This window comes from Bradyrhizobium sp. SZCCHNS3002 (assembly GCF_032377435.1).
In the GTDB taxonomy this organism is placed as follows: domain Bacteria; phylum Pseudomonadota; class Alphaproteobacteria; order Rhizobiales; family Xanthobacteraceae; genus Bradyrhizobium.
This window is the reverse complement of the sequence record NZ_JAUHHY010000007.1, coordinates 211,872-236,172: the sequence shown is the minus strand read 5'-3', so window position 1 is coordinate 236,172 and position 24,301 is coordinate 211,872. Positions and strand designations below refer to the sequence as shown.

Annotated in this window: 23 protein-coding genes; 2 read left to right on the top strand and 21 right to left on the bottom strand. The window is 65.2% G+C overall.

Annotated features, from left to right (window positions below; all coding sequences use genetic code 11):
• Positions 1 to 128: 128 nt before the first annotated feature.
• The 16 genes from QW845_RS17175 to QW845_RS17100 form a co-directional block, all read right to left on the bottom strand.
• Positions 129 to 1,925, bottom strand: coding sequence for an ABC transporter substrate-binding protein (locus QW845_RS17175; RefSeq protein WP_315802736.1), 1,797 nt, complete (start codon positions 1,923 to 1,925; stop codon positions 129 to 131).
• A gap of 67 nt (positions 1,926 to 1,992) precedes the next feature.
• Positions 1,993 to 2,322 carry a DUF2160 domain-containing protein gene (locus QW845_RS17170; RefSeq protein WP_315802735.1) on the bottom strand — a complete coding sequence of 110 codons (330 nt, stop codon included), beginning with the start codon at positions 2,320 to 2,322 and terminating at the stop codon, positions 1,993 to 1,995.
• Between the two features lie 188 nt (positions 2,323 to 2,510).
• Positions 2,511 to 3,317, bottom strand: coding sequence for a carbohydrate ABC transporter permease (locus tag QW845_RS17165; protein WP_315802734.1), 807 nt, complete (start codon positions 3,315 to 3,317; stop codon positions 2,511 to 2,513).
• Positions 3,317 to 4,219 carry a sugar ABC transporter permease gene (locus QW845_RS17160; protein WP_315802733.1) on the bottom strand — a complete coding sequence of 301 codons (903 nt, stop codon included), beginning with the start codon at positions 4,217 to 4,219 and terminating at the stop codon, positions 3,317 to 3,319. Before QW845_RS17160 ends, QW845_RS17165 begins: the two co-directional genes overlap by 1 nt.
• A 3-nt stretch (positions 4,220 to 4,222) precedes the next feature.
• Positions 4,223 to 5,305, bottom strand: a complete 1,083-nt coding sequence (locus QW845_RS17155) for an ABC transporter ATP-binding protein (RefSeq protein WP_315802732.1) — start codon at positions 5,303 to 5,305, stop codon at positions 4,223 to 4,225.
• 12 nt (positions 5,306 to 5,317) lie between these two features.
• The gene (locus QW845_RS17150) at positions 5,318 to 6,400 is read right to left on the bottom strand and encodes an ABC transporter ATP-binding protein (RefSeq protein WP_315802731.1); all 1,083 of its coding nucleotides are present in this window, start codon (positions 6,398 to 6,400) and stop codon (positions 5,318 to 5,320) included.
• On the bottom strand, positions 6,397 to 7,950 hold the full coding sequence (gene glpD / locus QW845_RS17145; RefSeq protein WP_315802871.1) for a glycerol-3-phosphate dehydrogenase: 1,554 nt from the start codon (positions 7,948 to 7,950) through the stop codon (positions 6,397 to 6,399). Before glpD ends, QW845_RS17150 begins: the two co-directional genes overlap by 4 nt.
• A 153-nt stretch (positions 7,951 to 8,103) precedes the next feature.
• On the bottom strand, positions 8,104 to 8,937 hold the full coding sequence (locus tag QW845_RS17140) for a DeoR/GlpR family DNA-binding transcription regulator (protein WP_315802730.1): 834 nt from the start codon (positions 8,935 to 8,937) through the stop codon (positions 8,104 to 8,106).
• A gap of 150 nt (positions 8,938 to 9,087) precedes the next feature.
• On the bottom strand, positions 9,088 to 9,279 hold the full coding sequence (locus tag QW845_RS17135; RefSeq protein ID WP_315802729.1) for a hypothetical protein: 192 nt from the start codon (positions 9,277 to 9,279) through the stop codon (positions 9,088 to 9,090).
• A 159-nt stretch (positions 9,280 to 9,438) separates the two neighbouring features.
• Positions 9,439 to 9,681 carry a hypothetical protein gene (locus tag QW845_RS17130; protein WP_315802728.1) on the bottom strand — a complete coding sequence of 81 codons (243 nt, stop codon included), beginning with the start codon at positions 9,679 to 9,681 and terminating at the stop codon, positions 9,439 to 9,441.
• 372 nt (positions 9,682 to 10,053) lie between these two features.
• Entirely contained in the window at positions 10,054 to 10,473 is a 420-nt protein-coding gene (locus QW845_RS17125) for an acyl-CoA thioesterase (RefSeq protein ID WP_315802727.1), read from the bottom strand.
• 52 nt (positions 10,474 to 10,525) lie between these two features.
• On the bottom strand, positions 10,526 to 11,149 hold the full coding sequence (locus QW845_RS17120) for a flavin reductase family protein (protein ID WP_315802726.1): 624 nt from the start codon (positions 11,147 to 11,149) through the stop codon (positions 10,526 to 10,528).
• A 139-nt stretch (positions 11,150 to 11,288) separates the two neighbouring features.
• A complete protein-coding gene (locus QW845_RS17115) occupies positions 11,289 to 11,897 on the bottom strand; it encodes a TetR/AcrR family transcriptional regulator (protein WP_315802870.1) in 609 nt (202 codons plus the stop codon).
• Positions 11,898 to 11,921: 24 nt separating this feature from the next.
• Positions 11,922 to 15,062 carry an efflux RND transporter permease subunit gene (locus tag QW845_RS17110; protein WP_315802725.1) on the bottom strand — a complete coding sequence of 1,047 codons (3,141 nt, stop codon included), beginning with the start codon at positions 15,060 to 15,062 and terminating at the stop codon, positions 11,922 to 11,924.
• 154 nt (positions 15,063 to 15,216) lie between these two features.
• Positions 15,217 to 16,323, bottom strand: a complete 1,107-nt coding sequence (locus tag QW845_RS17105; RefSeq protein ID WP_315802724.1) for an efflux RND transporter periplasmic adaptor subunit — start codon at positions 16,321 to 16,323, stop codon at positions 15,217 to 15,219.
• A 419-nt stretch (positions 16,324 to 16,742) separates the two neighbouring features.
• The gene (locus QW845_RS17100) at positions 16,743 to 18,074 is read right to left on the bottom strand and encodes an MFS transporter (RefSeq protein WP_315802723.1); all 1,332 of its coding nucleotides are present in this window, start codon (positions 18,072 to 18,074) and stop codon (positions 16,743 to 16,745) included.
• A gap of 129 nt (positions 18,075 to 18,203) precedes the next feature.
• Between QW845_RS17100 and QW845_RS17095 the strand changes: the two genes are divergently transcribed.
• Complete coding sequence (locus tag QW845_RS17095; RefSeq protein WP_315802722.1) at positions 18,204 to 18,638, top strand: DUF2809 domain-containing protein; 435 nt, start codon at positions 18,204 to 18,206, stop codon at positions 18,636 to 18,638.
• A gap of 36 nt (positions 18,639 to 18,674) precedes the next feature.
• On the opposite strand, the gene QW845_RS17090 is transcribed toward QW845_RS17095, so the two are convergent.
• The 4 genes from QW845_RS17090 to QW845_RS17075 form a co-directional block, all read right to left on the bottom strand.
• Positions 18,675 to 19,637 (bottom strand): alpha/beta hydrolase, encoded by a 963-nt coding sequence (locus QW845_RS17090; RefSeq protein ID WP_315802721.1) that lies wholly within the window; start codon positions 19,635 to 19,637, stop codon positions 18,675 to 18,677.
• A 47-nt stretch (positions 19,638 to 19,684) separates the two neighbouring features.
• Entirely contained in the window at positions 19,685 to 20,242 is a 558-nt protein-coding gene (locus QW845_RS17085) for a TetR/AcrR family transcriptional regulator (RefSeq protein WP_315802720.1), read from the bottom strand.
• 125 nt (positions 20,243 to 20,367) lie between these two features.
• On the bottom strand, positions 20,368 to 21,540 hold the full coding sequence (locus tag QW845_RS17080; RefSeq protein WP_315802719.1) for a winged helix-turn-helix domain-containing protein: 1,173 nt from the start codon (positions 21,538 to 21,540) through the stop codon (positions 20,368 to 20,370).
• A 74-nt stretch (positions 21,541 to 21,614) separates the two neighbouring features.
• A complete protein-coding gene (locus QW845_RS17075; protein WP_315802718.1) occupies positions 21,615 to 21,845 on the bottom strand; it encodes a hypothetical protein in 231 nt (76 codons plus the stop codon).
• A gap of 384 nt (positions 21,846 to 22,229) precedes the next feature.
• Between QW845_RS17075 and QW845_RS17070 the strand changes: the two genes are divergently transcribed.
• Complete coding sequence (locus tag QW845_RS17070) at positions 22,230 to 22,880, top strand: OmpA family protein (RefSeq protein ID WP_315802717.1); 651 nt, start codon at positions 22,230 to 22,232, stop codon at positions 22,878 to 22,880.
• A gap of 66 nt (positions 22,881 to 22,946) precedes the next feature.
• Here QW845_RS17070 and QW845_RS17065 read toward each other — a convergent pair whose 3' ends face one another.
• Positions 22,947 to 24,275: a phospholipid carrier-dependent glycosyltransferase gene (locus QW845_RS17065; protein ID WP_315802716.1), complete on the bottom strand. Its 1,329-nt coding sequence runs from the start codon at positions 24,273 to 24,275 to the stop codon at positions 22,947 to 22,949.
• Positions 24,276 to 24,301 lie beyond the last annotated feature (26 nt).

Genomic DNA, 24,301 nt, shown 5'->3' with positions numbered 1-24,301 from the left:
CTGGCATCCAGATCCGAACTCGCACGACCGAACAAGTCAACGAAAAAGAAGAAGGCCGGGATTGCTCCCGGCCTTCCAAACTCCCCGGGGACGACCGACCTGTCGCCGGTCGTCCGAAGGAGAGGTTGCTATTTCGCCTCGGCGCGCTTCGGAGGCGACGCCGGCCACGACTTGATCAGCGTGTCGTAGTCGATCGTCTCGCCCTTCGGCTTCTCGTTCGCGAGCTTGCGCTGCGGAGCGATGTTGCCGTCCTTCGCCGACTTGTTGAACCAGTACTCGGCCGACTCCTTCTTGTTCAGCTTCGGCCCGCAGTCGCCCTGGACCTTGGACTTCTCAAGACGCTCGAGCACGGAGTCCTGCGCGGCTGCGAGTGCGTCCATCGCCTGCTGCGGCGTCTTCGCACCGGACGACGCATCGCCGATGTTCTGCCACCACAGCTGCGCGAGCTTCGGATAGTCGGGCACGTTGTTGCCGGTCGGGGTCCACTGCACGCGCGCGGGCGAGCGGTAGAACTCGATCAAGCCGCCGAGCTTCGGCGCGCGCTCGGTGAACGACTTGTCCCAGATGTCCGATTCACGGATGAAGGTCAGACCGACATGGCTCTTCTTCAAGGACACCGTCTTCGAGACGATGAACTGCAGATAGAGCCAGGCCGCCTTGCGGCGATCGACCGGCGTGGACTTCAGGAGCGTCAACGATCCCACGTCCTGATAGCCGAGCTTCATGCCGTCCTTCCAGTAGGAGCCGTGCGGCGACGGAGCCATGCGCCACTTCGGCGTTCCGTCGGCGTTCATCACCGGCAGGCCGGGCTTGACCATGTCGGCGGTGAAGGCGGTGTACCAGAAGATCTGCTGAGCGATGTTGCCCTGCGACGGCACCGGGCCGGATTCCGAGAAGGTCATGCCTTGGGCCTGCGGCGGAGCATACTTCTTCATCCAGTCGAGATACTTGACGATCGAATAGACTGCGGCAGGTCCGTTGACGTCGCCGCCGCGCTCGACCGAGGAGCCGACCGGACGGCAACCTTCCATGCGGATGCCCCATTCGTCGACCGGCAGGCCGTTCGGGAGGCCCTTGTCGCCGTTACCGGCCATCGACAGCCAGGCGTCGGTGAAACGCCAGCCGAGCGAGGGATCCTTCTTGCCGTAGTCCATGTGGCCATAGACTCGGACGCCGTTGATCTCCTTGATGTCGTTGGTGAAGAACTCGGCGATGTCCTCGTAGGCCGACCAGTTCACCGGCACGCCGAGGTCGTAGCCATACTTGGCCTTGAACTTGGCCTTGTAGTCCGGGTTGGTGAACCAGTCGTAGCGGAACCAATACAGGTTGGCGAACTGCTGGTCGGGCAGCTGATACAAATGGCCGTTGGGCGCGGTGGTGAAGGACTTGCCGATGAAGTCGTTGACGTCGAGCATCGGATCGGTGACGTCCTTGGCGTCCTTCGCCATCCAGTCCGTCAGGTCGACGGCCTGGCCGTAGCGGAAGTGGGTGCCGATGAAATCGGAGTCGTTGATCCAGCCGTCATAGACATTCTTGCCGGACTGCATCTGGGTCTGGATCTTCTCGACGACGTCACCTTCCTGGATGATGTCGTGCTTGACCTTGATGCCGGTGATCTCTTCGAACGCCTTTGCCAGAGTCTTGGACTCGTATTCGTGGGTTGTCAGCGTCTCGGAGACAACGTTGATCTCCATGCCCTTGAAGGGTTCAGCGGCCTTCATGAACCACTGCATTTCCTTCATCTGGTCGTCCTTCGAGAGCGTCGACGGCTGGAACTCGCTGTCGATCCACTTCTTCGCGGCGGCCTCGTCGGCCTTTGCCGGAACGGACATCGTCATGCCCGCGGCAAACAGCGCTGCGGCGCTGGTCATCGCGAGGTAGCGGGCCTTGGTCAAGTGATGCTTCCTAGGCTTCAAGTGTCGCATGCTTTCCTCCTTGAGCGACAATATTCCAGGTCCGGGTTGCCCCCGGATCTGCCCCTTTTCACTTGCGTCAGACGGTGCGAAAGATCGCAACGGCGGACGCAAGCGAAATTGCGGTTGCGAGCCACAGGCTCGAAACCTCAAACCCTTCCTCGCCGATCGGCAAGGTCGTAATCGTGTCGGTGCCGACCAGGCCGATCCAGGCAAGATGGATGATCGCCGCCAAGATCAGCGAGATGAACAGACGATCGCCGCGCGTGGTCGGAATGCGCAGCACTCCGACCCGCTCGGCCTCGGGGTAGCGGGCCGCGAGCCAGGTCATGACGACCAGCGTGCAGGCCAGCGCGGCGAAGAAGATTGCTGTCGGCAGGGTCCATGCCATCCATGCGATGTTGTCCATGGCTCAGTGACTCCAGGCGGTAGCGGCCCCCCTCCCCCGCTTGCGGGGGAGGGTTGGGGTGGGGGCGCCGCGAATCGAACTGCCCGAGAGGACAGAGGTCCCCACCCGCATCGCATCTGACGATGCGACGCGACCTCCCCCGCAGGCGGGAGAGGTGGAGCGGAGACTGCGGCGACATGAAATCATCATCACACCCGTCCCAGCGCGAAGCCGCGCGCGATGTAGTTGCGGACGAACCAGATCACGAGCGCGCCGGGGATGATGGTCAGCACGCCGGCGGCGGCGAGCAGGCCCCAGTCCATGCCGGCGGCAGACACGGTTCGCGTCATGATCGCCGAGATCGGCTTGGCTTCGGTCGCCGTCAGCGTGCGCGCCAGCAGGAGTTCGACCCAGGAGAACATGAAGCAGAAGAACGCCGCCACGCCGATGCCGCTGGCGATCAGCGGCACCAGGATCTTGATGAAGAAGCGCGGAAACGAGTAGCCGTCCAGAAACGCCGTCTCGTCGATCTCGCGCGGCACGGACGAGACGAAGCCCTCGAGAATCCAGACCGCGAGCGGGATGTTGAAGATGCAATGGGCCAGCGCCACCGCCCAGGGCGTATCGAACAGCCCGATCGCCGAGTAGAGATTGAAGAACGGCAGCGCATAGACCGCGGCCGGCGCCATGCGGTTCGACAGCAGCCAGAAGAACAGATGCTTGTCGCCGAGGAAGCGGTAGCGCGCAAAGGCGTAGGCCGCCGGCAGCGCTACGGCAATCGAGATCACCGTGTTGATGACGACGTATTTCAACGAGTTGATGTAGCCGGAATACCAGCTCTCGTCGGTGAAGATGCGCATGTAGTTCGCGATGGTCGGCTGATGCGGCCACAGCGTCATGGTCGAGACGATCTCGGTGTTGGTCTTGAAGCTCATGTTGACGAGCCAATAGATCGGCAACAGCAGGAAGACCAGGAACAGCGAGATGATGATTCGGCGGCCCGGAATCGTGTTCATCACGCGCCCCCTTCCACCGGCCGGCGCTCGGCGCCGGCATTGGTCATGATGGTGTAAAACACCCAGCAGACGATCAGGATGATCAGATTGTAGACCAGCGACAGCGCCGCGGCCTTGCCGAGGTCGAACTGGCCGAGCGCGATCTTGACCAGCTCGATCGAGATGAAGGTGGTGGAATTGCCCGGGCCGCCGCCGGTGACCACGAACGGCTCGGTATAGATCATGAAGCTGTCCATGAAGCGCAGCAGCACGGCGATCAGCAGCACGCGGTGCATCTTCGGCAGCTGGATCGCGGTGAACACCGCCCAGCGCGAGGCGCCGTCGATCTGGGCCGCCTGGTAGTAGGCGTCCGGGATCGATTTGAGGCCGGAGTAGCATAGGAGCGCCACCAGGCTGGTCCAGTGCCAGACATCCATCAGGATGACGGTGAACCAGGCGTCAGCCTCGTTGGAGACGTAGTTGTAGTCGAGGCCGATGGCGTTGAGCACATAGCCGAGCAGGCCGATGTCGGGACGCCCGAAGATCTGCCAGATGGTTCCGACAACGTTCCACGGAATCAACAGCGGCAATGCCAGCACGACCAGTGCGAACGCCACGGTCCAGCCCTGCCGCGGCATCGCCAGCGCGATCACGATGCCGAGCGGGACCTCGATGGCGAGAATTGCGCCGGAAAAGATCAGGTTGCGCCACAGCGAGGCGAGGAAGCGGCCGCCGAGATCGGTCGAGGGATCGAGCAGCTCCTTGAACCAGCCGACACCGTTCCAGAAGAACTGGTTGTTGCCGAAGGTGTCCTGCATCGAATAGTTCACCACCGTCATCAGCGGCAGAATGGCGGAGAACGCCACCAGCAGGAACACCGGCAGCACCAGGAACCAGGCCTTGTTGTTGATGGTCTTGTCCATCACTCAGGCTCCCTCGACGAGACGGCTGTCGGCATAGACGTGGACATAGGCTGGATTGAACTTCAGCCCGATCGCGGAGCCCTGCGGCGAGAAGCCGGCCGGCAGTCGCGCGGCGAACTTGACGTCGCCGACACGGACGCGCGCGAAGCGGATGCGGCCGAGATCGTCGACGCGCTCGATATTGGCATCGAGCAGGCCGGGTCCGGGCTGAGCGACATCGACGAATTCCGGACGGACGCCGATCTCGATCTTGGCTCCGGCCGGCAGCGCGTCGTAGCTGCGCGACAGCGTCAGCGTGTGACCGTCGATGCGGGCCTCGCGTCCCTTCACCTCGGCGGAGAGGATGTTCATGCCCGGCGAGCCGATGAAGTAGCCGACGAAGGTATGCGCCGGCTTGTCGAACAGCTCTGCCGGCGTGCCGCTCTGCACCACGCGGCCGTCATGCATGACGACGACGGTGTCGGCGAAGGTCAGCGCCTCGGTCTGGTCGTGGGTGACGTAGATCATCGTCAGGTCGAGCTCACGATGCAGCGCCTTCAGTTTCGAACGCAGCTGCCATTTCAGCTCGGGATCGATCACGGTCAGCGGCTCGTCGAACAAGACGGCGGCGACATCGGAGCGCACCAGGCCGCGGCCGAGCGAGATCTTCTGCTTGGCGTCGGCGGTGAGCCGTGTCGCCTTGCGGTTGAGGTCCGGAGTCAGATCGAGGAGACGCGCGATCTCGGCGACGCGCTTGTCGATCTCGGCCTTGGGCACGCCGCGGTTCTTGAGCGGAAAGGCGAGGTTCTCGCCGACCGTCATCGTGTCGTAGATCACCGGGAACTGGAACACCTGCGCGATATTGCGCTCACGGGTCGAGGCTTTGGTGATGTCGGTGCCGTCGAACAGGATCTTGCCGTGCGAGGGCGTGAGAATGCCCGAGATCAGGTTGAGCAAGGTGGTCTTGCCGCAGCCGGACGGGCCGAGCAGCGCATAGGCGCCGCCCTGGCGCCAGGTCATCGTCACCGGCTTCAGCGCGTAGCTCTCGATATCGCCGCTGTTGCCGTTGTAGGCGTGGGCGAGATCGACGAGGTCAATGCGGGCCATGCGGCATCTCCCTCAGATCGCCGGCGCGGCGACCAGGCGGTCGCCGGCGTCGAACACGAACACATTGGACGGATCGAGCACCGCGTCGAGGATCTCGCCGGGCTCATATTCATGGACGCCGTGCAGCACGGCGACCCAGTTCATGCCGTCGCGCGTCAGATGCACGAAGCTCTCCGATCCCGTGATCTCGGTGACCGAGACGATCGCGGGAAAGGCATGGCGGCCGTGGCTGCCATCGCCTTTGCCAAGCCCGAGCTGATGCGGGCGGAAGCCCACGCGGTAGGCACCATCGGACAGATCGGCATAGAGGCCGACCGCCGGCGCCTTGACCCCGCCGGCATACTCCACGCTCTCGCCGCGCTTCTGGATCTCGACCGTGTTCATCGGCGGGTCCGAGAACACCTGGCCGACACGCAAGGTATCGGGTCGGCGATACACGGCCGCGGTATCGCCGGCCTGCAGCGCCTGCCCTTCCCACATGCAGATGGTGCGGCCACCGAGCAGCAGCGCCTCCGACGGCTCGGTGGTGGCGTAGACGAAGATCGCGCCCGAGGCTTCGAAGATGCGCGGCAGCTCGGTGCGCAGCTCCTCGCGCAGCTTGTAATCGAGATTGGCGAGCGGCTCGTCCAGCAGCACGAGGTCGGCACCCTTGACCAGGGCGCGCGCGATCGCGGTGCGCTGCTGCTGGCCGCCGGAGAGCTGCAGCGGCGTGCGCTTCAGATAGGGCTCGAGCCGGAGCAGCCGCGCCGCTTCCGCCACGCGCTTCTCGATTTCCTGGCGCGACTTGCCCTGCACGCGCAGCGGCGAGGCGATGTTCTCATAGACCGTCAGCGAGGGATAGTTGATGAATTGCTGATAGACCATCGCGACCGAGCGCTGCCGCACATCGGCGCCGGTGACGTCCTTGCCGTCGACCAGCACGCGGCCGGTGGTCGGCTTGTCGAGGCCGGCGAGCAGCCGCATGATCGAGGTCTTGCCGGACAGCGTCGGCCCGAGCAGCACGCTCAGCGTGCCGCGCTGCAAGGTCAGCGAGACGTCGCGAATGGTGGTCACGCCGTCGACAATTCGGGAGACGTGATCGAGCGTGACGCTCATGCGCGTCCTCCCGCCTCACGCGCCGGCAAGGTGGAGCGCTCGCGATTGGCTGTGATCCACGCCTCGAGGGCGGCGATCTCAGCCGCAGACATCCGCAACCCCAGCTTCGATCGACGCCACACGATGTCCTCGGCCGTCAACGCCCACTCGTCCGTCATCAGGTACCTGACTTCACGCTCCGTCAAGGTGCCACCGAAGTCCTGGCCGAGATCGGCCAAAGATGTCGCACCGGCGAGCATGGCCGCAGCCCGCGTGCCGTAGGCAAGGGCGATGCGCTTCGCATGTGCATCCGACAGGAACGGAAAGGTCTTGCAGAGATCCGCAATCAACGGCCCGACGGCCGAGACCTTCATGTCGCCGCCGGGCAGCGGCGCCTTGCCGGTCCAGCCTTCCTCCGCCTTGCCCCCTTTCAGATAGGACGCAAGACGCTCCAGCGCCTCTTCCGACAGGCGCCGGTAGGTGGTGATCTTGCCACCATAGATCGACAGCAGCGGCAGGCCGCCGGGCGTATCGAGCTCGAATACGTAGTCGCGGGTCGCTGCCTTGGCCTCGCTGGCGCCGTCATCATAGAGCGGCCGCACGCCGGAATAGCTCCACACGACGTCGGCCGGCGTCACCGGCTTGGCGAGATATTCCCCGAGCGCGGCGCAGAGATAGGCGATCTCCTCGTCGGTCGCCTTCACCTTGGCCGGATCGCCCTGATAGTCGCGATCGGTGGTGCCGATCAGCGTGAAATCCTGCTGATAGGGAATGGCGAAGATGATGCGGCCGTCGGCGTTCTGGAAGATGTAGGCGCGGTCGTGATCGTAGAGCTTGCGCACCACGATGTGCGAGCCCTGCACCAGCCGCACCTTCGCTTTCGCATTGACGCCGGCGCCGGTCGCCAGCACCTGCTCGACCCAGGGACCGGCGGCATTGACCAGCGCGCGCGCCTTGATGGTCTCGCGCTCGCCGGTCTGGGTGTTCTCGGTCGTGACCAGCCAGTGGCTGCCATCCTGATGGATCTCGGTCGCACGCGTGCGGGTGCGGATGACGGCGCCGCGATCGGCGGCATCCCGAGCGGTCAGCACGACCAGGCGCGCATCGTCGACGAAGCAGTCGGAATATTCGAAGCCCTTGCTGTAGCGCCCGGGGATCAAGGGGCGGCCGACCTCGTCGCTGCGCAGGTTCACCGACCGCGTCGGCGGCAGCAGCTTGCGGCCGCCGAGATGGTCATAGAGGAACAGGCCGAGGCGCAGCAGCCAGGCCGGGCGCAGCCCCGAATGATGTGGCAGCACGAAGCGCAGCGGACGGATGATATGGGGCGCGATCTGCCACAGGACTTCGCGCTCGATCAGCGCCTCGCGGACCAGCCGGAACTCGTAATATTCGAGATAGCGCAGGCCGCCGTGCACGAGCTTGGTCGACCAGGACGAGGTTCCGCTCGCCAGATCGTTCATTTCACACAGGAAAACGGAATTTCCGCGTCCGGCCGCATCGCGCGCGATGCCGCAACCGTTCACGCCGCCTCCGATAATGGCGAGGTCGTAGATCCGCTCCAACAGACGTATCCCCCGGCAATCGCCTTGACTGCGGCGATTTCACTTTCGGTTTCGAGTTAAACACAAACGAAAGTGAAAGCAAATCGAAATTCGCATGTTGGGCCGCGGTTGGGCAAAAGCTGCCCAAACCGGGATCAAGGAGCCTGCGAGAGTGGCGGAAAGTCAGGCGCGGCGGAGAACGGCGGACCCCGCCGTTTCGGTTGCCTCTGCGGCGTCGTCGGCATCGTCGGCGGACATCGCCGAGACCACCTCGATGCCGCGGCTATGGCAGAGGCTCGCCAGTCCGTCCGGCAGGGGGCGGTCGGTGACGAAGGTCTGGATCTGGCTGAGATGGGCGATGCGCACCGGCGCGCTGCGGTGGAGCTTGGTGGAATCGGCGACCAGCATCACGCTGCGGGCATTGGCGATGATCGCCTGCGCAACCTGGACCTCGCGATAGTCGAAGTCGAGCAGCGCGCCCTCCTCGTCGATCGCGGACGCGCCGATGATCGCGTAGTCGACCTTGAACTGGCCGATCAGTTGCGTCGCGGTCGATCCGATGACGCCGCCGTCCGAGCGCCGCACGGTGCCGCCGGCCACGATCACCTCGATGCGCGGATGCGGATAGAGCAGCATCGCGACGTTGAGATTGTTGGTGATGACGAGCAGGTCCTGGTGCGACGACAGCGCGCTCGCCACCTCCTCCGTCGTGGTGCCGATATTGATGAACAGCGAGGAGCCGTTCGGAATCCGCGCGGCTGCGACCGCACCGATCGCCTTCTTCTCGTCGGCAGCGACGAAGCGCCGCGCCTCGTAGGCGAGATTCTCGACCCCGGAGGCGATGATGGCCCCGCCATGAATGCGCGTCAGCGCGCGCTGCTCGCACAGATCGTTGAGATCCTTGCGGATGGTCTGGGCCGAGACCTCGAAGCGGCGCGCGAGATCCTCCACCATGACGCGGCCGGAGGCGCGGGCGATGTTGAGGATGTCGGTCTGGCGTTGGGACAGGACGGCCATGGCAGGCTTTCAGGACAAGCTGCACCATGGTGATGCTGATCGAGTCAAGCGTCAATCGGCGAAGCATTGGGCGCATCGCAGCAATCGCTCGCCCCGGAGCAGCTCAGACGCGGCCTTGGTCCGGCCTACGTCCACGTGCGCCGAGCTCGCTCAGGCGGCTGCGCTCAGCTCACCGGTCACGAGCCGAATCGCGGCGCGTTCGGCTTCGCGGGCATTGCGAAACACCTGGCCCTCGAGGGCATTGAAGCGATGGGACGCCGCGAAGAAGCGAAAGCCGCCGCGGTCGCGGATGACGATCCCCGCCGCCTGGGAGCTGACCTCGATGATATAGGTTTCGGACATTGCGCAATCCCGTCGTTCATTCCGGGGCGTATAACCGAGCTCCATGACGAATGTTCCGTGCAGGGAGCCCCGGCTATTCCGACGTGAATGCCAACAGGAAATTGTGTGGATGTTATGTTGGCTGCGCTGCACGCCCTCACGCCGTGACGCCTTGCCGAATCAGTGCGGATCATCCGGGACGAGCGTCGCCTTGTGCAGCGATGCATCGGCTCCGCCGAGACAGTGCTGATGCCGACCGAGCAACTGATAGATCGTGCGCAGATCCCTCAGCACCTCGACGTGATGTTCACGAAACGCGCTGAGCTGATGCTCGTAGACGCCAATCCTGCGCTCGGCATGGAGGAGCCGCTGCTGCAGCTTCTTCAGCACCTGCAAGGTCAGTTTCTCGTCGACGTCCGACATGGACTTCCTCCCACCCTGTTCGCGCAACATGCCCCCACCATTTCCCCTGTGCCGGCAATTTTTTCCGGCTGGCATTTTTTGCCTTGTTGGTCGGAAACGGACTGCCATGATTGCTGTCCGTCCGGCGCGCCACTCGAAGCGCGCAATACGGCAGAGACGCGGCAACGCGCATCCAAGCAACCAGAACTTGCAAACATCGTAAAGACGCCTGCCCTGTGGACCGGACGTAGATCGCGCGAGAGTGATCGGCGCAGACGCCGCGCGAACGTGCTCGAATGAACGCGCATCGCCGGATGCCGGTTCCTATGCCGAGCGAGCGGCATATGCCGCGCATTAACGGAGGTTATTTGCGGCCGCCGACCGCGAATGTGATCAGGTCGCGATCACGCCATCACGCTGGATCGGCTGCGGCCGGCCGCCGTCGTCGATCGAGACATAGGTGAAATTGCCGTCGGTGACGAGGATCGGCTGCTCCTCTTTCCGGCGCAGCACCCAGGCTTCGAGACGCACCGTCATCGACGTCCGGCCGACGCGGACGAGATGTGCGTAGACCGAAACGAGATCGCCGACATAGACCGCCTTGCGGAAGTTCATCGCCTCGATCGCGACCGTCACCGTGCGCGACTTCGCGACCTTGGCGGCGAACACGCCGCCGCCGACGTCCATCTGGCTGAGCAGCCAGCCGCCGAAGATGTCGCCATTGGCGTTGGTGTCCGCCGGCATCGCCAGCGTGCGGATGCAGAGATCGCCGCGGGGCTCGGTCGGCGCGGCATGGGCGGTCGCTTCGGTCACGTCGGATGGTCTCCAATTGCGGGAGCGTTCAAGAAGGCGCCAAGCAGGGCCGTCAGTCCGGCCTCGCCATTTCGAACATCGCCTCCTGCATGATCTCGAAATAGTCGCCGCGACGGCCGGCGCGGACGATCGGATGCGCGAGCGCTGTCTGGTAGACACCGTCCTTGATCAGCGTCTTGTCGATATGCACGCCGACCACCTCGCCGAGCGTCAGCCAGGCCTGGGCCTTGGTGCCGTCGGCGCCCTGCAGCTGGATGATCTGCGTCACCTTGCATTCGAACGCGACGGGGCTTTCGCCGACCCGCGGCACGTTGACGAACTTGCACGGCACCGGCGTCACGCCCGCGAGCTTGAACTCGTCGACCTCGCGCGCGACATGCGCGGCGGTCGCATTCATCTGCGTCGCAAGCCCGCGCGTCACCAGGTTCCAGACGAACTCGCCGGTGTCCTGGATGTTGGCAACCGAGTCCTTCCACTGCGTCGAGGAGAAGCCGATGATCGGCGGCGTGTAGTTGAACGCATTGAAAAAGCTGTAGGGCGCAAGGTTGACGTGCCCATCAGGATCACGCGACGAGATCCAGCCGATCGGACGCGGCGCGACGATGGCGTTGAAGGGATCGTGGCGCAGGCCGTGGCCGTTCTTCGGTTCGTAGAAATGCAAGTCGCGTTCGATCACGCCGTCGTCTCCTAAGCAGCAGTCATTCCGGGGCGCCTCGCGCGACAAAAATGGCGAAGCCACTTTGATCGGAAGAGGCGAACCCGGAATCTCGAGATTCCGGGTTCGATGCTTCGCATCGCCCCGGAATGACTGCAACCTAGACCGCAGCGCCCCTGGAACCAAGCCCTGCCAGCACGAAATCGATCATCTCGTCGATCGTCGGGCCCGGCTTGGTCGCGCATTGCGCGATCATCTGCGGATGGAAGAAGCGCATCATCGCGGTCGTCGCACATTTTGCCGCCAGCGTCAGGTCGGTGACCGCGAATTCGCCGGACGCCGCGCCCTGCCCGATCACGCGGCCGATGATCTCGGTGATCAGCAGCATGTGCGCCTCGCAGACGTCCCAGCTCTCCTCCATCGCCACCGCGACCATCTCGTGCAGCTTGTTGTCGCCGACATAGCGCTCGGTGTTCATGCGATGGATCGTGCCGAGCAGCTCGCGCAGCCGCGGTGCCGCCGGACCGGGCCGCTCCGCGATCGCGATGGCGGCCGCCTCGACCTGGGCCATCAGCGTGCGGGCGACCCCCCGGTGGATCGCCTTCTTCGAGTCGAAGAACCGGTAGACATTCGCCGGGCTCATGCGGAGCTCCTTGGCGATGTCGGCGACGGTCGTCTTCTGGTAGCCGATCTGTCGAAACAGGCGCTCAGCAACGACGAGAATGCGCTCGTGCGTGTCGGATTCGATATGGTCGGAAACCAGGGTCATCATGCCTGCGATCTTGTTGATCCTTCATTCGGCGGCCTCGGCCAGAGGAAGCGAAGGCCTCGGCACGTCAACGTGCTGCGCTGCGGAATGATCCGCGTCTTTCGCTCCGCGCTCGTCCAGACTCTTGCGGAACCATAGGGCATACAATCCAGGCAAGTACAGCAGCGTCAGGAAGGTTGCAACGAACAACCCGCCCATGATGGTGATCGCCATCGGGCCCCAGAACGCCGAGCGCGACAGCGGGATCATGGCCAGGATCGCCGCCAGCGCGGTCAGCACCACGGGGCGGGCGCGGCGCACCGTGGCCTCGATGATCGCGTCCTTGCGGGTCAGGCCATGGGCGACGTCGGTCTCGATCTGATCGACCAGGATCACCGCGTTGCGCATGATCATGCCGGCGAGGGCGATCAGGCCGAGCAGCGCGACGAAGCCGAACGGCGCGTTGGCGACATTCAGTCCGAGTGACGCTCCGACGATGCCGAGCGGCGCGGTCAGGAACACCAGGATCAGCCGCGAGAAGCTCTGAAGCTGGATCATCAGCAGGGTCAGCATCACGATGACCATCAGCGGAAACAGCACGAAGATCGAGGCATTGCCCTTGGCTGATTCCTCGAACGCGCCGCCGGCCTCGATCCGGTAGGCGGGCTCGAGGTGGTTGCGGATATCCTGCAGTTTCGGCGAGATCTGGTTGGTGACATCAGGCGCCTGCACGCCATCCGCCACGTCGGCGCGCACCGTGATCGCCATGTCGCGGTTGCGCCGCCACAGGATCGGCTCCTCGTGGGAATATTCGATCTTGGCGATCTGCTGCAGCGGCACCGCCACGCCGTTCTTCGAGGTGATGGTGAGGTCGCCGACATGGGCGAGATCCAGCCGTTCGGACGGTGCCGCGCGCGCGACGACGCCGACCTTCTCGATGCCGTCACGGATGGTCGTGACCTGGACGCCGGAGATCAGCATCGCCAGCGACTGCGACACGTCCTGCGGGGTCAGGCCGAGCGCACGGGCACGATCCTGGTCGACGACCAGCTTGAGGTAAGGCGACTGCTCGTTCCAATCGAGCTGCGGATCCCTGACATTCGGGTTCTGGCGCATGACGTCACGCACCTGATGGGCGATCTCGCGCACCTTGGCCGCATCGGGACCGATGACGCGGAACTGGACGGGGAAGCCGACCGGCGGACCGAAATTGAAGCGATCGACGCGGACGCGCGCTTCGTTCAGCTCGCCGTTCGCAGCCGCGGTCTCGATCTTGGCCTTGATGCGCTCGCGCGCGGCGACGTCCTTGGCGACGATCACGATCTCGGCGAAGGCCTCGTTCGGCAGTTGCGGGTTGAGGCCGAGCCAGAAGCGCGGCGAGCCCTGCCCGACATAGGCGGTGTAGGTCTCGATGTCCTTGTCGTCCTTCAGCAGCGCCTCGGCCTCGCGCGCCGCCTTCTCGGTGACACCGAACGCGGTGCCCTCCGGCAGCCGCAACTGCAGGAACAGCTCGGGGCGTTCCGACAGCGGGAAGAACTGCTGCTGGACGTGGCCGAAGGCGACGATCGATGCCGCGAACACGCCGACCGTCGCAGCGACGGTGGTGATGCGGTGATCGACGCACCAGCGCACGATGGCGCGCAGGCCGCGATACATGCGCGTGTCGTAGACCGCGTGTTCGTCATGGCCGTGATGGGCCTTCATGTCCGGCAGCAGCTTGACGCCGATATAGGGCGTGAAGATCACCGCGACGAACCAGGACGCGACCAGCGCGATGGCGACGATCCAGAAGATGCTGCCGGCATATTCGCCGACCGCGGAATTGGCGAAGCCGATCGGCAGGAAGCCCGCGGCCGTGACCAGGGTGCCGGTCAGCATCGGGAACGCGGTGGACTCCCACGCAAACGACGCCGCGCGCATCCGGTCCCAGCCCTGCTCCATCTTCACCACCATCATCTCGACCGCGATGATGGCATCATCGACCAGAAGGCCGAGCGCAATGATGAGGGCCCCAAGCGAAATGCGGTGCAGGTTCAGCCCCATGATGTTCATGACGATGAAGACGAGCCCCAGCACCAGCGGCACCGACAGCGCCACGACGATGCCGGTGCGCCACCCGAGCGCCAGGAACGACACGAACAGCACGATCACCAGCGCCTCGACGAACGAATGCACGAACTCGCTGACGGCGTGCTCGACCACCTTGGGCTGGTCGGCAATCTGCTCGATCTCGATGCCCTGCGGCACGGCCTTCATGAAGTCGTCGGCCGCGGCGTGGACCTCCTTGCCGAGCTCCAGGATGTTGGCCTCCTTGGCCGTGACGACGCCGATGCCGAGCGCGGGCTTGCCTTCCTGCCGCACCTTGAAGCTCGGCGGATCGACGTAGCCGTGGGTGACGGTGGCGATGTCGCCGAGCCGGAACACCCGACCGTTGCTTTCGACCGGCGTCTCCGCCACCGCCTTGGCGCCATCGAGCGCGCCGGTGACGCGCAGCGGCACGCGCTGCGACGAGGTCTCGACCGTGCCGGCCGGAGTCACATTGTTCTGCTTGGCCAGCGAATCGAACAGCGCCTGCGGCGTGATGCCGAGCGTGGCGAGCTTGGCATGGCTGAACTCGACATAGATGCGCTCGTCCTGGGTGCCGTAGAGATTGACCTTGGTGACGCCGGCGACCTTCAGCAGGCGCTGGCGCAGACCTTCGGCGGTCTTCTTCAATTGCGCATAGTCGGCACCGTCGCCGGTCATCATGAACAGGATCGAATCGACGTCGGAGAACTCGTCATTGACGAACGGACCGACGATGCCCGACGGCAGCGAGGACTGCACGTCGTCGAGCTTCTTGCGGATCAGGTAGAACAGATGCGGCACCTCCTTCGGCGGCGTCGAATCGCGGAAGGTCACCTGCATCGCGGTGAAGGCCGGCTTCGAATAGGTCTGCACCTTCTCGAAATAAGGCAGCTCCTGCAGCTTCTTCTCGATGGGGTCGGCGACCTGGCTCTGCATCTCCACGGCGGTCGCGCCCGGCCACATCACCGAGACGTTGACGACCTTGACGGTGAAGAACGGATCTTCGGCGCGGCCGAGCTTCTGATAGGAGAAGAAGCCGGCGACGCCGAGCGCAATGATCAGGAACAGCACCAGCGGCGGATGATTGACCGCCCAGGCCGACAGGTTGAACCGCTTCATGGGTGCTCTCCGATGAGGACCTAGTTGCTTCGCGCTTCGGTGGCCTCAATCTCTTCGAGACGGCGCTTCGCGCCTCCTCAGGATGAGGATTTAGCTCCTCATGGTGAGGAGCGCGGCGTCGCCGCGCGTCTCGAACCATGAGGCCATCATGCCATCAGAACGTCAGCGCCGAGACCACGCGCACTCTCTGCGCGGGATCGATCTTCTGCACGCCGAGCGCCACGACCTTCTCACCCTCGTCGACGCCCGAGGTGACCAGCACGTCCTTGCTGTCATAGGCCTTCACCTTCACCGGCTTCAGCGTCACCTCGCCCTTGTCGTTGACCACATAGAGCGACGGATCGCGGCCCTCGCTGAACAGCGCCGACAGCGGCAGCCGCGCGACGCGGGTGGTGGCGGGATCGGCGAGCGTCAAGGTCGCGGTCATGCCGAGCGAGACGGCCTCGCCGGCGTCCGGCAGCGAGAATTTGGCGAGATAGGTGCGCGTGGCGGGATCGGCGGCCGGCGCGATCTCGCGCAGCTTGGCCGCATATTTCTTGTCGGCGTCCGACCACAGCGTGACGTAGGCGCTGCCGGTCTTGGCGCGTTCGAGCAGCGTCTCCGGGATCGCGACCACCGCCTCCTTCTCGGCGAAGCGCGCGACCCGGATCGCGGCCTGGCCGGCGGCAACCACCACGCCCGGCTCGATCATGCTCGCGGTGACCACGCCGCGCGCATCCGCAACCAGCGTCGCGTAGGACAGCGAGTTGCGGGTCAGTTCGACCGAGCGTTCGGCACGGTTGAGCCGTGCCCTCGCCTCGTCGGCGGACGCCCTGGCCTGGTCCATCTGGGCATCCGTGGTCCAGCCCTTGGCCCGCAGCTCCTTGGCGCGGGTCTCGGCGGCGGACGCCTGCGCCAGCACGCCGGTGGCAGCGCGGAATTCGGCTTCAGCCTGCTCGGCCTGGAGCTTCAGGTCGACCTCGTCGAGCGTGGCCAGCGGCTGGCCGACATCGACAGTCTGGCCGACCTCGACCAGGCGCTTGGCGACCTTGCCGGCGACGCGGAAGCCGATATCGGCCTCGATGCGCGGCCGGATGGTGCCGACGAAGCTGCGTTCGGGCGTCTCGGCCTCATAGTGGACCGGGGCGACCAGAACCGGCCGGACCGGCTCGGCCTTCTGGGCGACGGTTTCATTGCACCCGGCCAGGGCGACGGCCATGGTGGCCAGCGCAAGACCGGTCAACAGCTTGGAATAGCTCGCGAAAATAAGGCGGATCAACATGGCGCACCCTCGCTGCAGTTGCGAGCGAGTGTCGAATGTTGAGTGATGATTGTCAATATTCGTCAGTGATCAGGACTTCGTGAACATCTGGACACGTTGCCGCAGGTGCTCATTGGCGCGGCAGGTGGGCTCTTGGGGACTCCCGCCCCAGCCAAGGCGACGGCGGCAGCCGTCGAACCCGGAATCCCGCACTGGTCGGCACCATCCTCCTCATCTCGAGCTTCGGGTTCGGTCGGCTGATGCAGCCTGCCAACGAACGCCCGCGCGGCCGCCGCGGATCGCCCCCGCCTCGACCCCGCGGAGCGCACGTGCCCCTGCCTGGAAGCCACAACAAAGAGCCCGGTCGAGACCGGGCCCTTCGTCACCTCACTCGATGGGCGATCTCAAGCCTCTGCAATCGTCAGCCGATTGTGCGGTCGCTATTCCGCCGGCGCCTGGCCTGCGAATTCGACCTTGCTCTCATGGCCGCCGAAGAACACCAGCAGCCCGGCGATCAGCGGCAGCACCGACAATGCGAGCAGGCCATGGGTGGTGGAGCCGGTGGTGTCCTTGATCCAGCCGACCAGATAGGGGCCGCCGAAACCGGCGAGATTGCCGATCGAATTGATCAGCGCGATGGCGCCGGCGGCGGCCGTGCCCGACAGCCACGCCGTGGGCAAGGTCCAGAACACGCCGAACACGCAGAACACGCCGATCGCGGCAACCGTCAGCGCGACCATGGTGAGCGTGGGATCGCCGATCATGCTCGAGGCGGCCAGCGCCACCGCGATCAGGATCAGTGGCGCACCGACGTGCACGACGCGCTCGCGCGTCGCATCCGAATGCCGCGCCCACAGGATCATCGCCACGGTGCCGAACGCATAGGGAATCGCGGTGACGAAGCCGGTCTGCACATTGGTCAGTCCGAACGCCTTGACGATCTGCGGCAGCCAGAACTGCATGCCGTAGAGCGCGCCGACGAAGCCGAAATAGATCAGGCTGAGCACGATCACCTTGGGCGACGACAGCGCCTCGCCGAGCGTCATGTGTCCGGCGGCCTGCTTCGCCGCCGTCTCGGCCTCGAGCCTTGCCGCGAGCCAGGCCTTCTGCTCCGCCGACAGCCAGGTTGCATGTTCGGGCCGGTCGGTCAGGTAGAACCAGGTGACCACGCCGAGGATGACCGAGGGGATGCCCTCGATGATGAACAGCCACTGCCAGCCCTGCAGTCCCATCAAGCCGTGCAGGCCGAGCAGCAGGCCCGACACAGGCGCGCCGATCACGGTCGAAATCGGCACGGCAACCGCGAAGGCGGCGAGGAAGCGCGCGCGATACTGCGCGGGATACCAGTAAGTGAGATAGAGGATGATGCCCGGGAAGAATCCGGCCTCGGCGACGCCGAGCAGGAAGCGCAGCGTGTAGAAGCTCCACGGGCCCGAGACCAGCGCCATCAGCGCCGAGATGATGCCCCAGGTCACCATGATGCGCGCGATCCAGCGGCTGGCGCCGAACTTCTCCAGCGCCAGATTGCTCGGCACCTCGAAGATGAAATAGCCAATGAAGAAGATGCCGGCGCCCCAGGCGAACACCAGCGGCGAGAACTTCAGCTCGGCGTTCATGGTCAGCGCGGCGAAGCCGAGATTGACGCGATCCAGATACGAGAAGAAATAGGCCAGCACCAGGAAGGGAATCAGCCGCCAGGAGATGGCGCGGATGGTCGCGGCCTCGATGTCGGAGCGGCCAGGCGCGGCCGGGGTGGTGGCGGACGGACTCATCGGTCTCCTCCCGGGAGCATTGCAGACATTGGTAGTTGATGGGCGGTGTTGAGCATCGGTCGTGGCAAGTCAATCGGAAAACCTGAAACCCCACAGCCCGTCGGCGCATCGCGGGGGCGCGGCACGCGCATGACGCTCTCGTCACCCGGGATGCTCGCCCGCGCTGACAGGCGCCGCCGCGCAGCACGAGCGCTCGCGACGGCGCTGATCGTGATCGCGCTCGGGCTCGGCCTGCGTTTCCACGGTCCCGGCCTCGGCCTTCCCGCCTTGATCGTCAAGTATGGCGGCTCCGTGCTCTGGGCGACGATGGTCTATATGCTGCTCGTCGCGCTGCTGCCGCGAATGGCGGTGGGGCAGATCGCCGGCCTCGCGCTCGCCATCGCCGCCATCGTCGAAGCCTTCAGGCTGATCCACACGCCCTGGCTCGACAGCTTTCGCCTGACGCTGGCGGGCGCGCTGCTGCTCGGCCGCATCTTCTCACTGTGGAACATTGCCGCCTATGTGGTCGGCATCCTCATCGGCGTCTGGATCGACCGGATCGCGATGCGGCCTGCTTCGGCATAGGTTTGCCGACGGCAAGCTGCGACATCGCGCGAGAGCTCAGCTCGGCGCGGTACCGATGCGGCTGAAGAAGGCGTCCAGCTCCTCGGCCAAAACGGCAGGCTGCTCTTCCGGAATGTAGTGGCCGCACGAGGAGATGGTGATGCCCTCCACTTGATCAGCGACCTCCCTGAGCGGCGCGGCCATGTCCACGATCGATCCCTGGTCGGCGCCAACGGCCAGCACCGGCGGCTTCAGCCTGCCCCTGGCTTTCAGTTCGCGGTTCTGAAGCGCTGACAGTGCGGCGGCACGATAATAGGCGAGCCCGGCGCGCAAGCCGCCGGCCTTGGTCAGCACGCGGGCATATTCGTCGAGATCGCATTCGGAGAACGCTTCTGGACTGGCCCCCTTCCGCCGCAGGAACCAGGCGAGATAGTCGCGTTCGCGGCCATGGATCAGCATCTCCGGGAGATCCGCGACGGCGTGGAACGCGAAGTGCCAGGTGCGCCACGCGCGGTCTGGCGCGAACGGCAACGCCTCGGGCAAGGTGACGCCGGGAATTCCTGCATCGAGCAGGGCCAGGCTGCGCACCTCGGCTTCGAACAAGGCCGCATAGGGATAGGCCACCCACGCGCCGATATCATGGGCCACCAGATGATAGCGGGTGAGACCGAGCTGCTGCAGCAGGCGGTGCACCGCCGTGGCCAGGGCCTGCGTGTCATAGCCTTCGGCTGGCCGATCCGAGTCCCCCTGTCCTGGGAGATCCGGCGCAATGACCCGATAGCGCGACCCGAGCAGCGGCATGACCTTGCGCCAGGCAAACCAGCTTTCGGGGAAGCCTGCGAGCAGCACCACCACCTCGCCATCCGGCGGTCCACCGCTGACATAGTGCAGCCTGACACCGTCGACGGTCTCGAACCAGTGGGTGAATCCAGCCAACGAAGGCTCGGCGCGACAGAACGGCTCAGCCGCGACCAGGCGCGACGGACTTTTGGCAGCGATGGCGTTCATCAACTCGGGCACGGATCACTCTCCTTTATAGAACAAATGTTTCCTAATTTGGCACGGCATCACGCGAACAAGGCCGCGGCCTGACTTGCGACGCTCATCATCTCGTTCTTCGCACGTCCCGTCTTGCCGACCACCCGCAGCCCCTGGATTACGCAGAAAAGAGCGCCGGCCACGGCTTCCGCGTCGAGATTCGGCCGGATCGATCCGTCGGATTGTCCGAGGTCGATCAGATCGCGCAACAGGCTTTCAACCCGCCGCAACGCCCCGCGGACCTTGGCAGCGGCCTCCGCATCCAAGGTGGCGAGCTCCGCCGCGCTGGTGACGACCAGGCAGCCGCGCCGGCCTTCGCTGTCGCTGGCGGCTTCCGCATAGAACTGCAGCAAGGCCTCCAGCTTGTCGCGGCCGCTGTGCTGCGCATCCAGACGCTCGCGCACCTGCTGGTCGCGGCGCGCGATGTAATGATCCAACGTCGCCAGGAAGATCGCGCGCTTGTCCGCAAAGGCCTTGTACAGGCTGCCAGTGGCGAGCTTCATGGCGGCGCGCAACTCGGCCAGCGACGCGGCGTGGTAGCCGCGCTCGCTGAAGACCACCAGGGCCCTGTTCAGGGCGGTGTCCATATCGAACTCGCGCGGCCGACCAGGGCCGCGGCGCTCGGACGAATTCGTTTGTGACCGCGTCATTCCTCCTTTTAGGAAACATTCGTTTCCAAATCAAGAGCTCGAACGATTCTCCGGCGGAAAGGTCAGTCTCCAAGTTGAAACCGCTGGAACCGGTGCAATTCGTCCTCGATCTCCCGCTTCAGCGCCTTGCGCAGCTCGCCACGCGCGGCCTTGCCCGGGCCGACCCAGCTCCATTTCTGCATCAGGAGCTTGCCGTTCTGGCGGTCGGTCTTGAGGTCGAGCGCGGCGACGATCTCGTCGCCGACCAGGACGGGCAGCGCGAAATAGCCGAACAGGCGCTTGTCCTTCGGGACATAGGCCTCGAAGCGATGATCGTAGTCGAAGATCGCCTGCGTCCGCTTGCGCTGGATGATCAGCGGATCGAACGGCGACAGGATGTGCACGCGCGCCGGATCGATTTCAACCGGCTCGTCCAACGCTGCTGGCGTCGCCCAGTGCTCCTGCTTGCCGGCGCCCTCCAGCGCCACCGGCACAAGCGTGCCGCGCCTGACCCTGGCATCGATCACCCGGCGCACCGCGGCCTTGCTGGGGGCATTGAGATGGCAGAGCGAATCGAGGCTGACGACGCCTTGCGCGCGCAGGCCGCGGTCGAGCAGATAGGCTGCGATCTCGCGATCGTTGGCGCCCTTCGGCAGCCGTTCCCAGCCGAAATGCCGGGTGGTGAGGTCGTAGGTCTTGAGCATGCCGTCGCGGCCCGACACCGTCAGCACGCCCTCGTAGAAGCCGAGCTGCAGCGCGCGCTTCGACGGCTTGCGGCTGGCCCAGGCGTGGTCCTTCTCGCGCAGCACGTCGTCGTCGATGTCGCGGATCGTCAGCGCGCCGCCTTGGCGGATCAGCCGCATGACCTTGCGCGTATCCTCCGGCTTCACGGTGGTGAGCCAGCGATGGCCCTCGCGGCGGTGGCGGCGCATCGCCGGAACGAAGTAGCGGAAGTCCTGCACCGGAATATAGGACAGCGCGTGGGTCCAATATTCGAACACGGTCTTGTCCGCGCTCTGCGCCTGCCTGAGATCGGCGCGGCGATAGGCGGGAATGCGGCTGAACAGGATGTGGTGGTGGCAGCGCTCGATGACGTTGATGGTGTCGATCTGCACATAGCCGAGATGGGCGATCGCGGCGGCGACCGCCTCGGGGCCCGCGCCGAACGGCGCGTCGGCATCGAGGCGCTGCGCGCGCAGCCAGATGCGGCGCGCCTGCGGCTTGGAGAGCGGGATGGGCGTGGAAACGGCGGGCATGCCGCGCAATGGTGCGAGATTCGCCCCCGCTCCCGCAACGGCGAATCAGGCCGACGGGAACCCCTTGCGGAACCTCAAGGCTTGGACTTGTCCGGAATGCTGCCGGTGGCGATCTCGGCCTTGCAGCTGGCGCGGCCGGGATCGGGCGCACGGCATTTGTAGATGCGGCCGGTCAGGCGGTCGACCAGCCAGGCCGTATCCTCGGAGGGACTTTCCAGGCCGACATAGCGGTTGCCGACGGCCGTGAACAGCGTCGACAGCAGGATCGATGCGGCAATGATCCCTGCTCCAATCAGCGTCGACATGGAACCGGATGATCCCGCCTGATCCTGGCTGCTCGCCCGATGGGACTGATAGTCGCGCCTGTGCGATGGGTTGAACACGGCTCTGCTTTTCTGTTCGCGTTTCTTGACTACGAATCCACTCGCCGTTCGCGTCCCTTAGGTTTGCGATTTTTTCCTGGCGAGCGCTATCCGGTAGAACCGCATCTGGCCGATTTGTTGTTCGCGGACCGGCCAGCTGCCGATCGCTTTGCGGCAGCGCGCGGCGCGTCCCGCGGACCGCTCGCTTCGCCCCTCGAGGGCCGCCCGGCCCGACAACGTGACGTCGATCACATTGGACGCTTTGAACCCGTTCTATCGTTCACGCATCCAATGGCCATAGGGCATGACGACCCGAGGATAACGACGATGACCCCATATTTTGGACGTTTTGCAGTTCAGGCGGCGGCGTTCTCCGCGATGCTGGCGATCGGCGCAGGCACCGCTTTCGCCGGCGAGGCCGTGTCGGCCGACAAGATCCTCAACGCGCTGAAGCCGAAGGCCGTGACGCGCGGCATCTCGGTCGGACCGCAGGCAACCCCGCAGGTCGACACGGCGACGCAGGCGAAGCAAGCGGCCTTCATCGACAGCATGCGCAACCGCAAGACCCGCTCGCTGTCGCTCGGCGAGCGCGAGCAGATCGCCGAGATCGCGGCGACCAAGCCCAAGATCGATCTCGAGATCCAGTTCGACTACAATTCGGCCGACATCAGCAAGGCCTCGATGCCGGCCGTGCAGGAGCTCGGCAAGGCGCTGTCCGATCCGAACCTGAAGGGCTCGACCTTCGTGGTCGCCGGCCATACCGACGGCATCGGCAGCGACGGCTTCAACCAGGATCTCTCGGAGCGCCGCGCCGACACCATCAAGCGCTATCTGGTCGAGAAGTTCGCCCTCCCCGGCCAGGACCTCGTCACGGTCGGCTACGGCAAGACCAAGCTCAAGGACGCGGCCAACCCGGCCGATCCGCTCAACCGGCGGGTCCAGGTCGTCAACATGGACACCAAAACCGCGGCGAAGTGAGCGCTCCGCCGCGCATCGCCCCGCCTGCTTACGGTCCCTGGCGGGCGGGGCGCTTTTTGTCCGCGTTCAGATCCAGCTCTGGAACAGCATCAGCCGGGTGAAAGTCTGCATCGTCGTGCCGATGAAGGCGGCGCTGATCGGCAGCATCGCGACGAAGCCCAGGATCGCGACGGCGACATAGCTCACCAGCACCCAGCGCGGCCAGCGTCGCAGCGCATGGACGAGCGCGAGGCTCGCCAGCGTCGCCGACGGCAGGTAGTAGTAGATGAAGCTCAGCGCGCGCGGCAGCAGCGCCCAGGGCAGATAGCAGCCGAGATAGAACGCCAGGATCAGGAACGCCGTCGCGCTGCGCGTCGCGATGAAATCCCGGGCGCAGATCGCGAGCGCGGCCAGCGCCGGCCACAGCACCAGCGGATTGCCGAGCAGCACCACCGCGGCGATGTCGGTGTCACCATTCTTGTCGAACAGGAACCAGACCGGACGGACCAGCAGCGGCCAGGTCGGCCACGCGCTCATATAGGTGTGGCCGGCGATCGCCGTGGTGACGCTGTCGGCGAAGATGCGCCGCTGCGCCTCGACGATGCCCATGACGGACAGGCCGTGCAGCGGGACGAAGGTCGCGAGATAGCAGACAGTGGGCATCGCGACGAGGCCCAGCACGATCTGCAGCCAGCTCAGTTGCGGCCATTGCTCGGGCCGATACCAGTCGGTCGGCTCGCCATCGCCGAACGAGGTCTGCCAATGCTGCAACAGCTTGATGAGACCGACGATGAGAAGCGCCGTCAAGAGCGGAAACAGCCCGCTCCATTTGCAGGCGATCGCAAGGCCGAACAGCGCCCCCGCCAGCGCGAACACGACCTGCGGCCGGCGCAGCCTGAACGAAAACAGGAACGCCGCGATCCCGAGCAGGCTGAAGGCGAGCGCGCCGATGTCGAGCATCGCGATGCGCGCCTGGACGAACAGCATCTGGTTGAAGGCCGCGAGCAGCGCCGCCGCGATGGCGGGCCATTGCGCCGCGAACAGCGCCAGGCCGCACAGATAGATCGCGGCGACGGCGAGCCCGCCGAGCACGGTACCGGGATAGCGCCATGCAAAGGCATTGTCGCCGAACGTCCTGATCGACAGCGCGATCAGCTCCTTGGCGAGCGGCGGATGCATCGGGTTGAGCTGCGGCGTCGCCGGCCCCAGTCCCAGCATCTGCCGCGCCGCCGGCACGTAATGCACCTCGTCGAAGACGAATTTCGGCGGCGAGGCGAGCCCGATCATCAGCACGACGTGCGCGATCGCGAAGATCAGCAACGCCGTCATCACGCCGCGGCGGACCGACAGAGCGCCATCCTGCGCAACCTCGCCGTCATCTTCGTCGTCATCCCGGCGAGCAGCAGATACCTTCATGGGCCTCCGCGTTGAACTGATCCCAC

Bases quoted from the DNA above. Each gene is read 5' to 3' on its own strand.
- QW845_RS17100 (WP_315802723.1), bottom strand. From the start codon at position 18,074: ATGAGTCCGTCCGCCACCACCCCGGCCGCGCCTGGCCGCTCCGACATC.
- QW845_RS17155 (WP_315802732.1), bottom strand. From the start codon at position 5,305: ATGGCCCGCATTGACCTCGTCGATCTCGCCCACGCCTACAACGGCAAC.
- QW845_RS17110 (WP_315802725.1), bottom strand. From the start codon at position 15,062: ATGAAGCGGTTCAACCTGTCGGCCTGGGCGGTCAATCATCCGCCGCTG.
- QW845_RS17135 (WP_315802729.1), bottom strand. From the start codon at position 9,279: ATGTCCGAAACCTATATCATCGAGGTCAGCTCCCAGGCGGCGGGGATC.
- QW845_RS17165 (WP_315802734.1), bottom strand. From the start codon at position 3,317: ATGAACACGATTCCGGGCCGCCGAATCATCATCTCGCTGTTCCTGGTC.
- QW845_RS17085 (WP_315802720.1), bottom strand. From the start codon at position 20,242: ATGGACACCGCCCTGAACAGGGCCCTGGTGGTCTTCAGCGAGCGCGGC.
- QW845_RS17175 (WP_315802736.1), bottom strand. From the start codon at position 1,925: ATGCGACACTTGAAGCCTAGGAAGCATCACTTGACCAAGGCCCGCTAC.
- QW845_RS17095 (WP_315802722.1), top strand. From the start codon at position 18,204: ATGACGCTCTCGTCACCCGGGATGCTCGCCCGCGCTGACAGGCGCCGC.
- QW845_RS17130 (WP_315802728.1), bottom strand. From the start codon at position 9,681: ATGTCGGACGTCGACGAGAAACTGACCTTGCAGGTGCTGAAGAAGCTG.
- QW845_RS17140 (WP_315802730.1), bottom strand. From the start codon at position 8,937: ATGGCCGTCCTGTCCCAACGCCAGACCGACATCCTCAACATCGCCCGC.
- QW845_RS17075 (WP_315802718.1), bottom strand. From the start codon at position 21,845: ATGTCGACGCTGATTGGAGCAGGGATCATTGCCGCATCGATCCTGCTG.
- QW845_RS17170 (WP_315802735.1), bottom strand. From the start codon at position 2,322: ATGGACAACATCGCATGGATGGCATGGACCCTGCCGACAGCAATCTTC.
- QW845_RS17115 (WP_315802870.1), bottom strand. From the start codon at position 11,897: ATGACCCTGGTTTCCGACCATATCGAATCCGACACGCACGAGCGCATT.
- QW845_RS17160 (WP_315802733.1), bottom strand. From the start codon at position 4,219: ATGGACAAGACCATCAACAACAAGGCCTGGTTCCTGGTGCTGCCGGTG.
- QW845_RS17080 (WP_315802719.1), bottom strand. From the start codon at position 21,540: ATGCCCGCCGTTTCCACGCCCATCCCGCTCTCCAAGCCGCAGGCGCGC.
- QW845_RS17070 (WP_315802717.1), top strand. From the start codon at position 22,230: ATGACCCCATATTTTGGACGTTTTGCAGTTCAGGCGGCGGCGTTCTCC.
- QW845_RS17150 (WP_315802731.1), bottom strand. From the start codon at position 6,400: ATGAGCGTCACGCTCGATCACGTCTCCCGAATTGTCGACGGCGTGACC.
- QW845_RS17105 (WP_315802724.1), bottom strand. From the start codon at position 16,323: ATGTTGATCCGCCTTATTTTCGCGAGCTATTCCAAGCTGTTGACCGGT.
- QW845_RS17065 (WP_315802716.1), bottom strand. From the start codon at position 24,275: ATGAAGGTATCTGCTGCTCGCCGGGATGACGACGAAGATGACGGCGAG.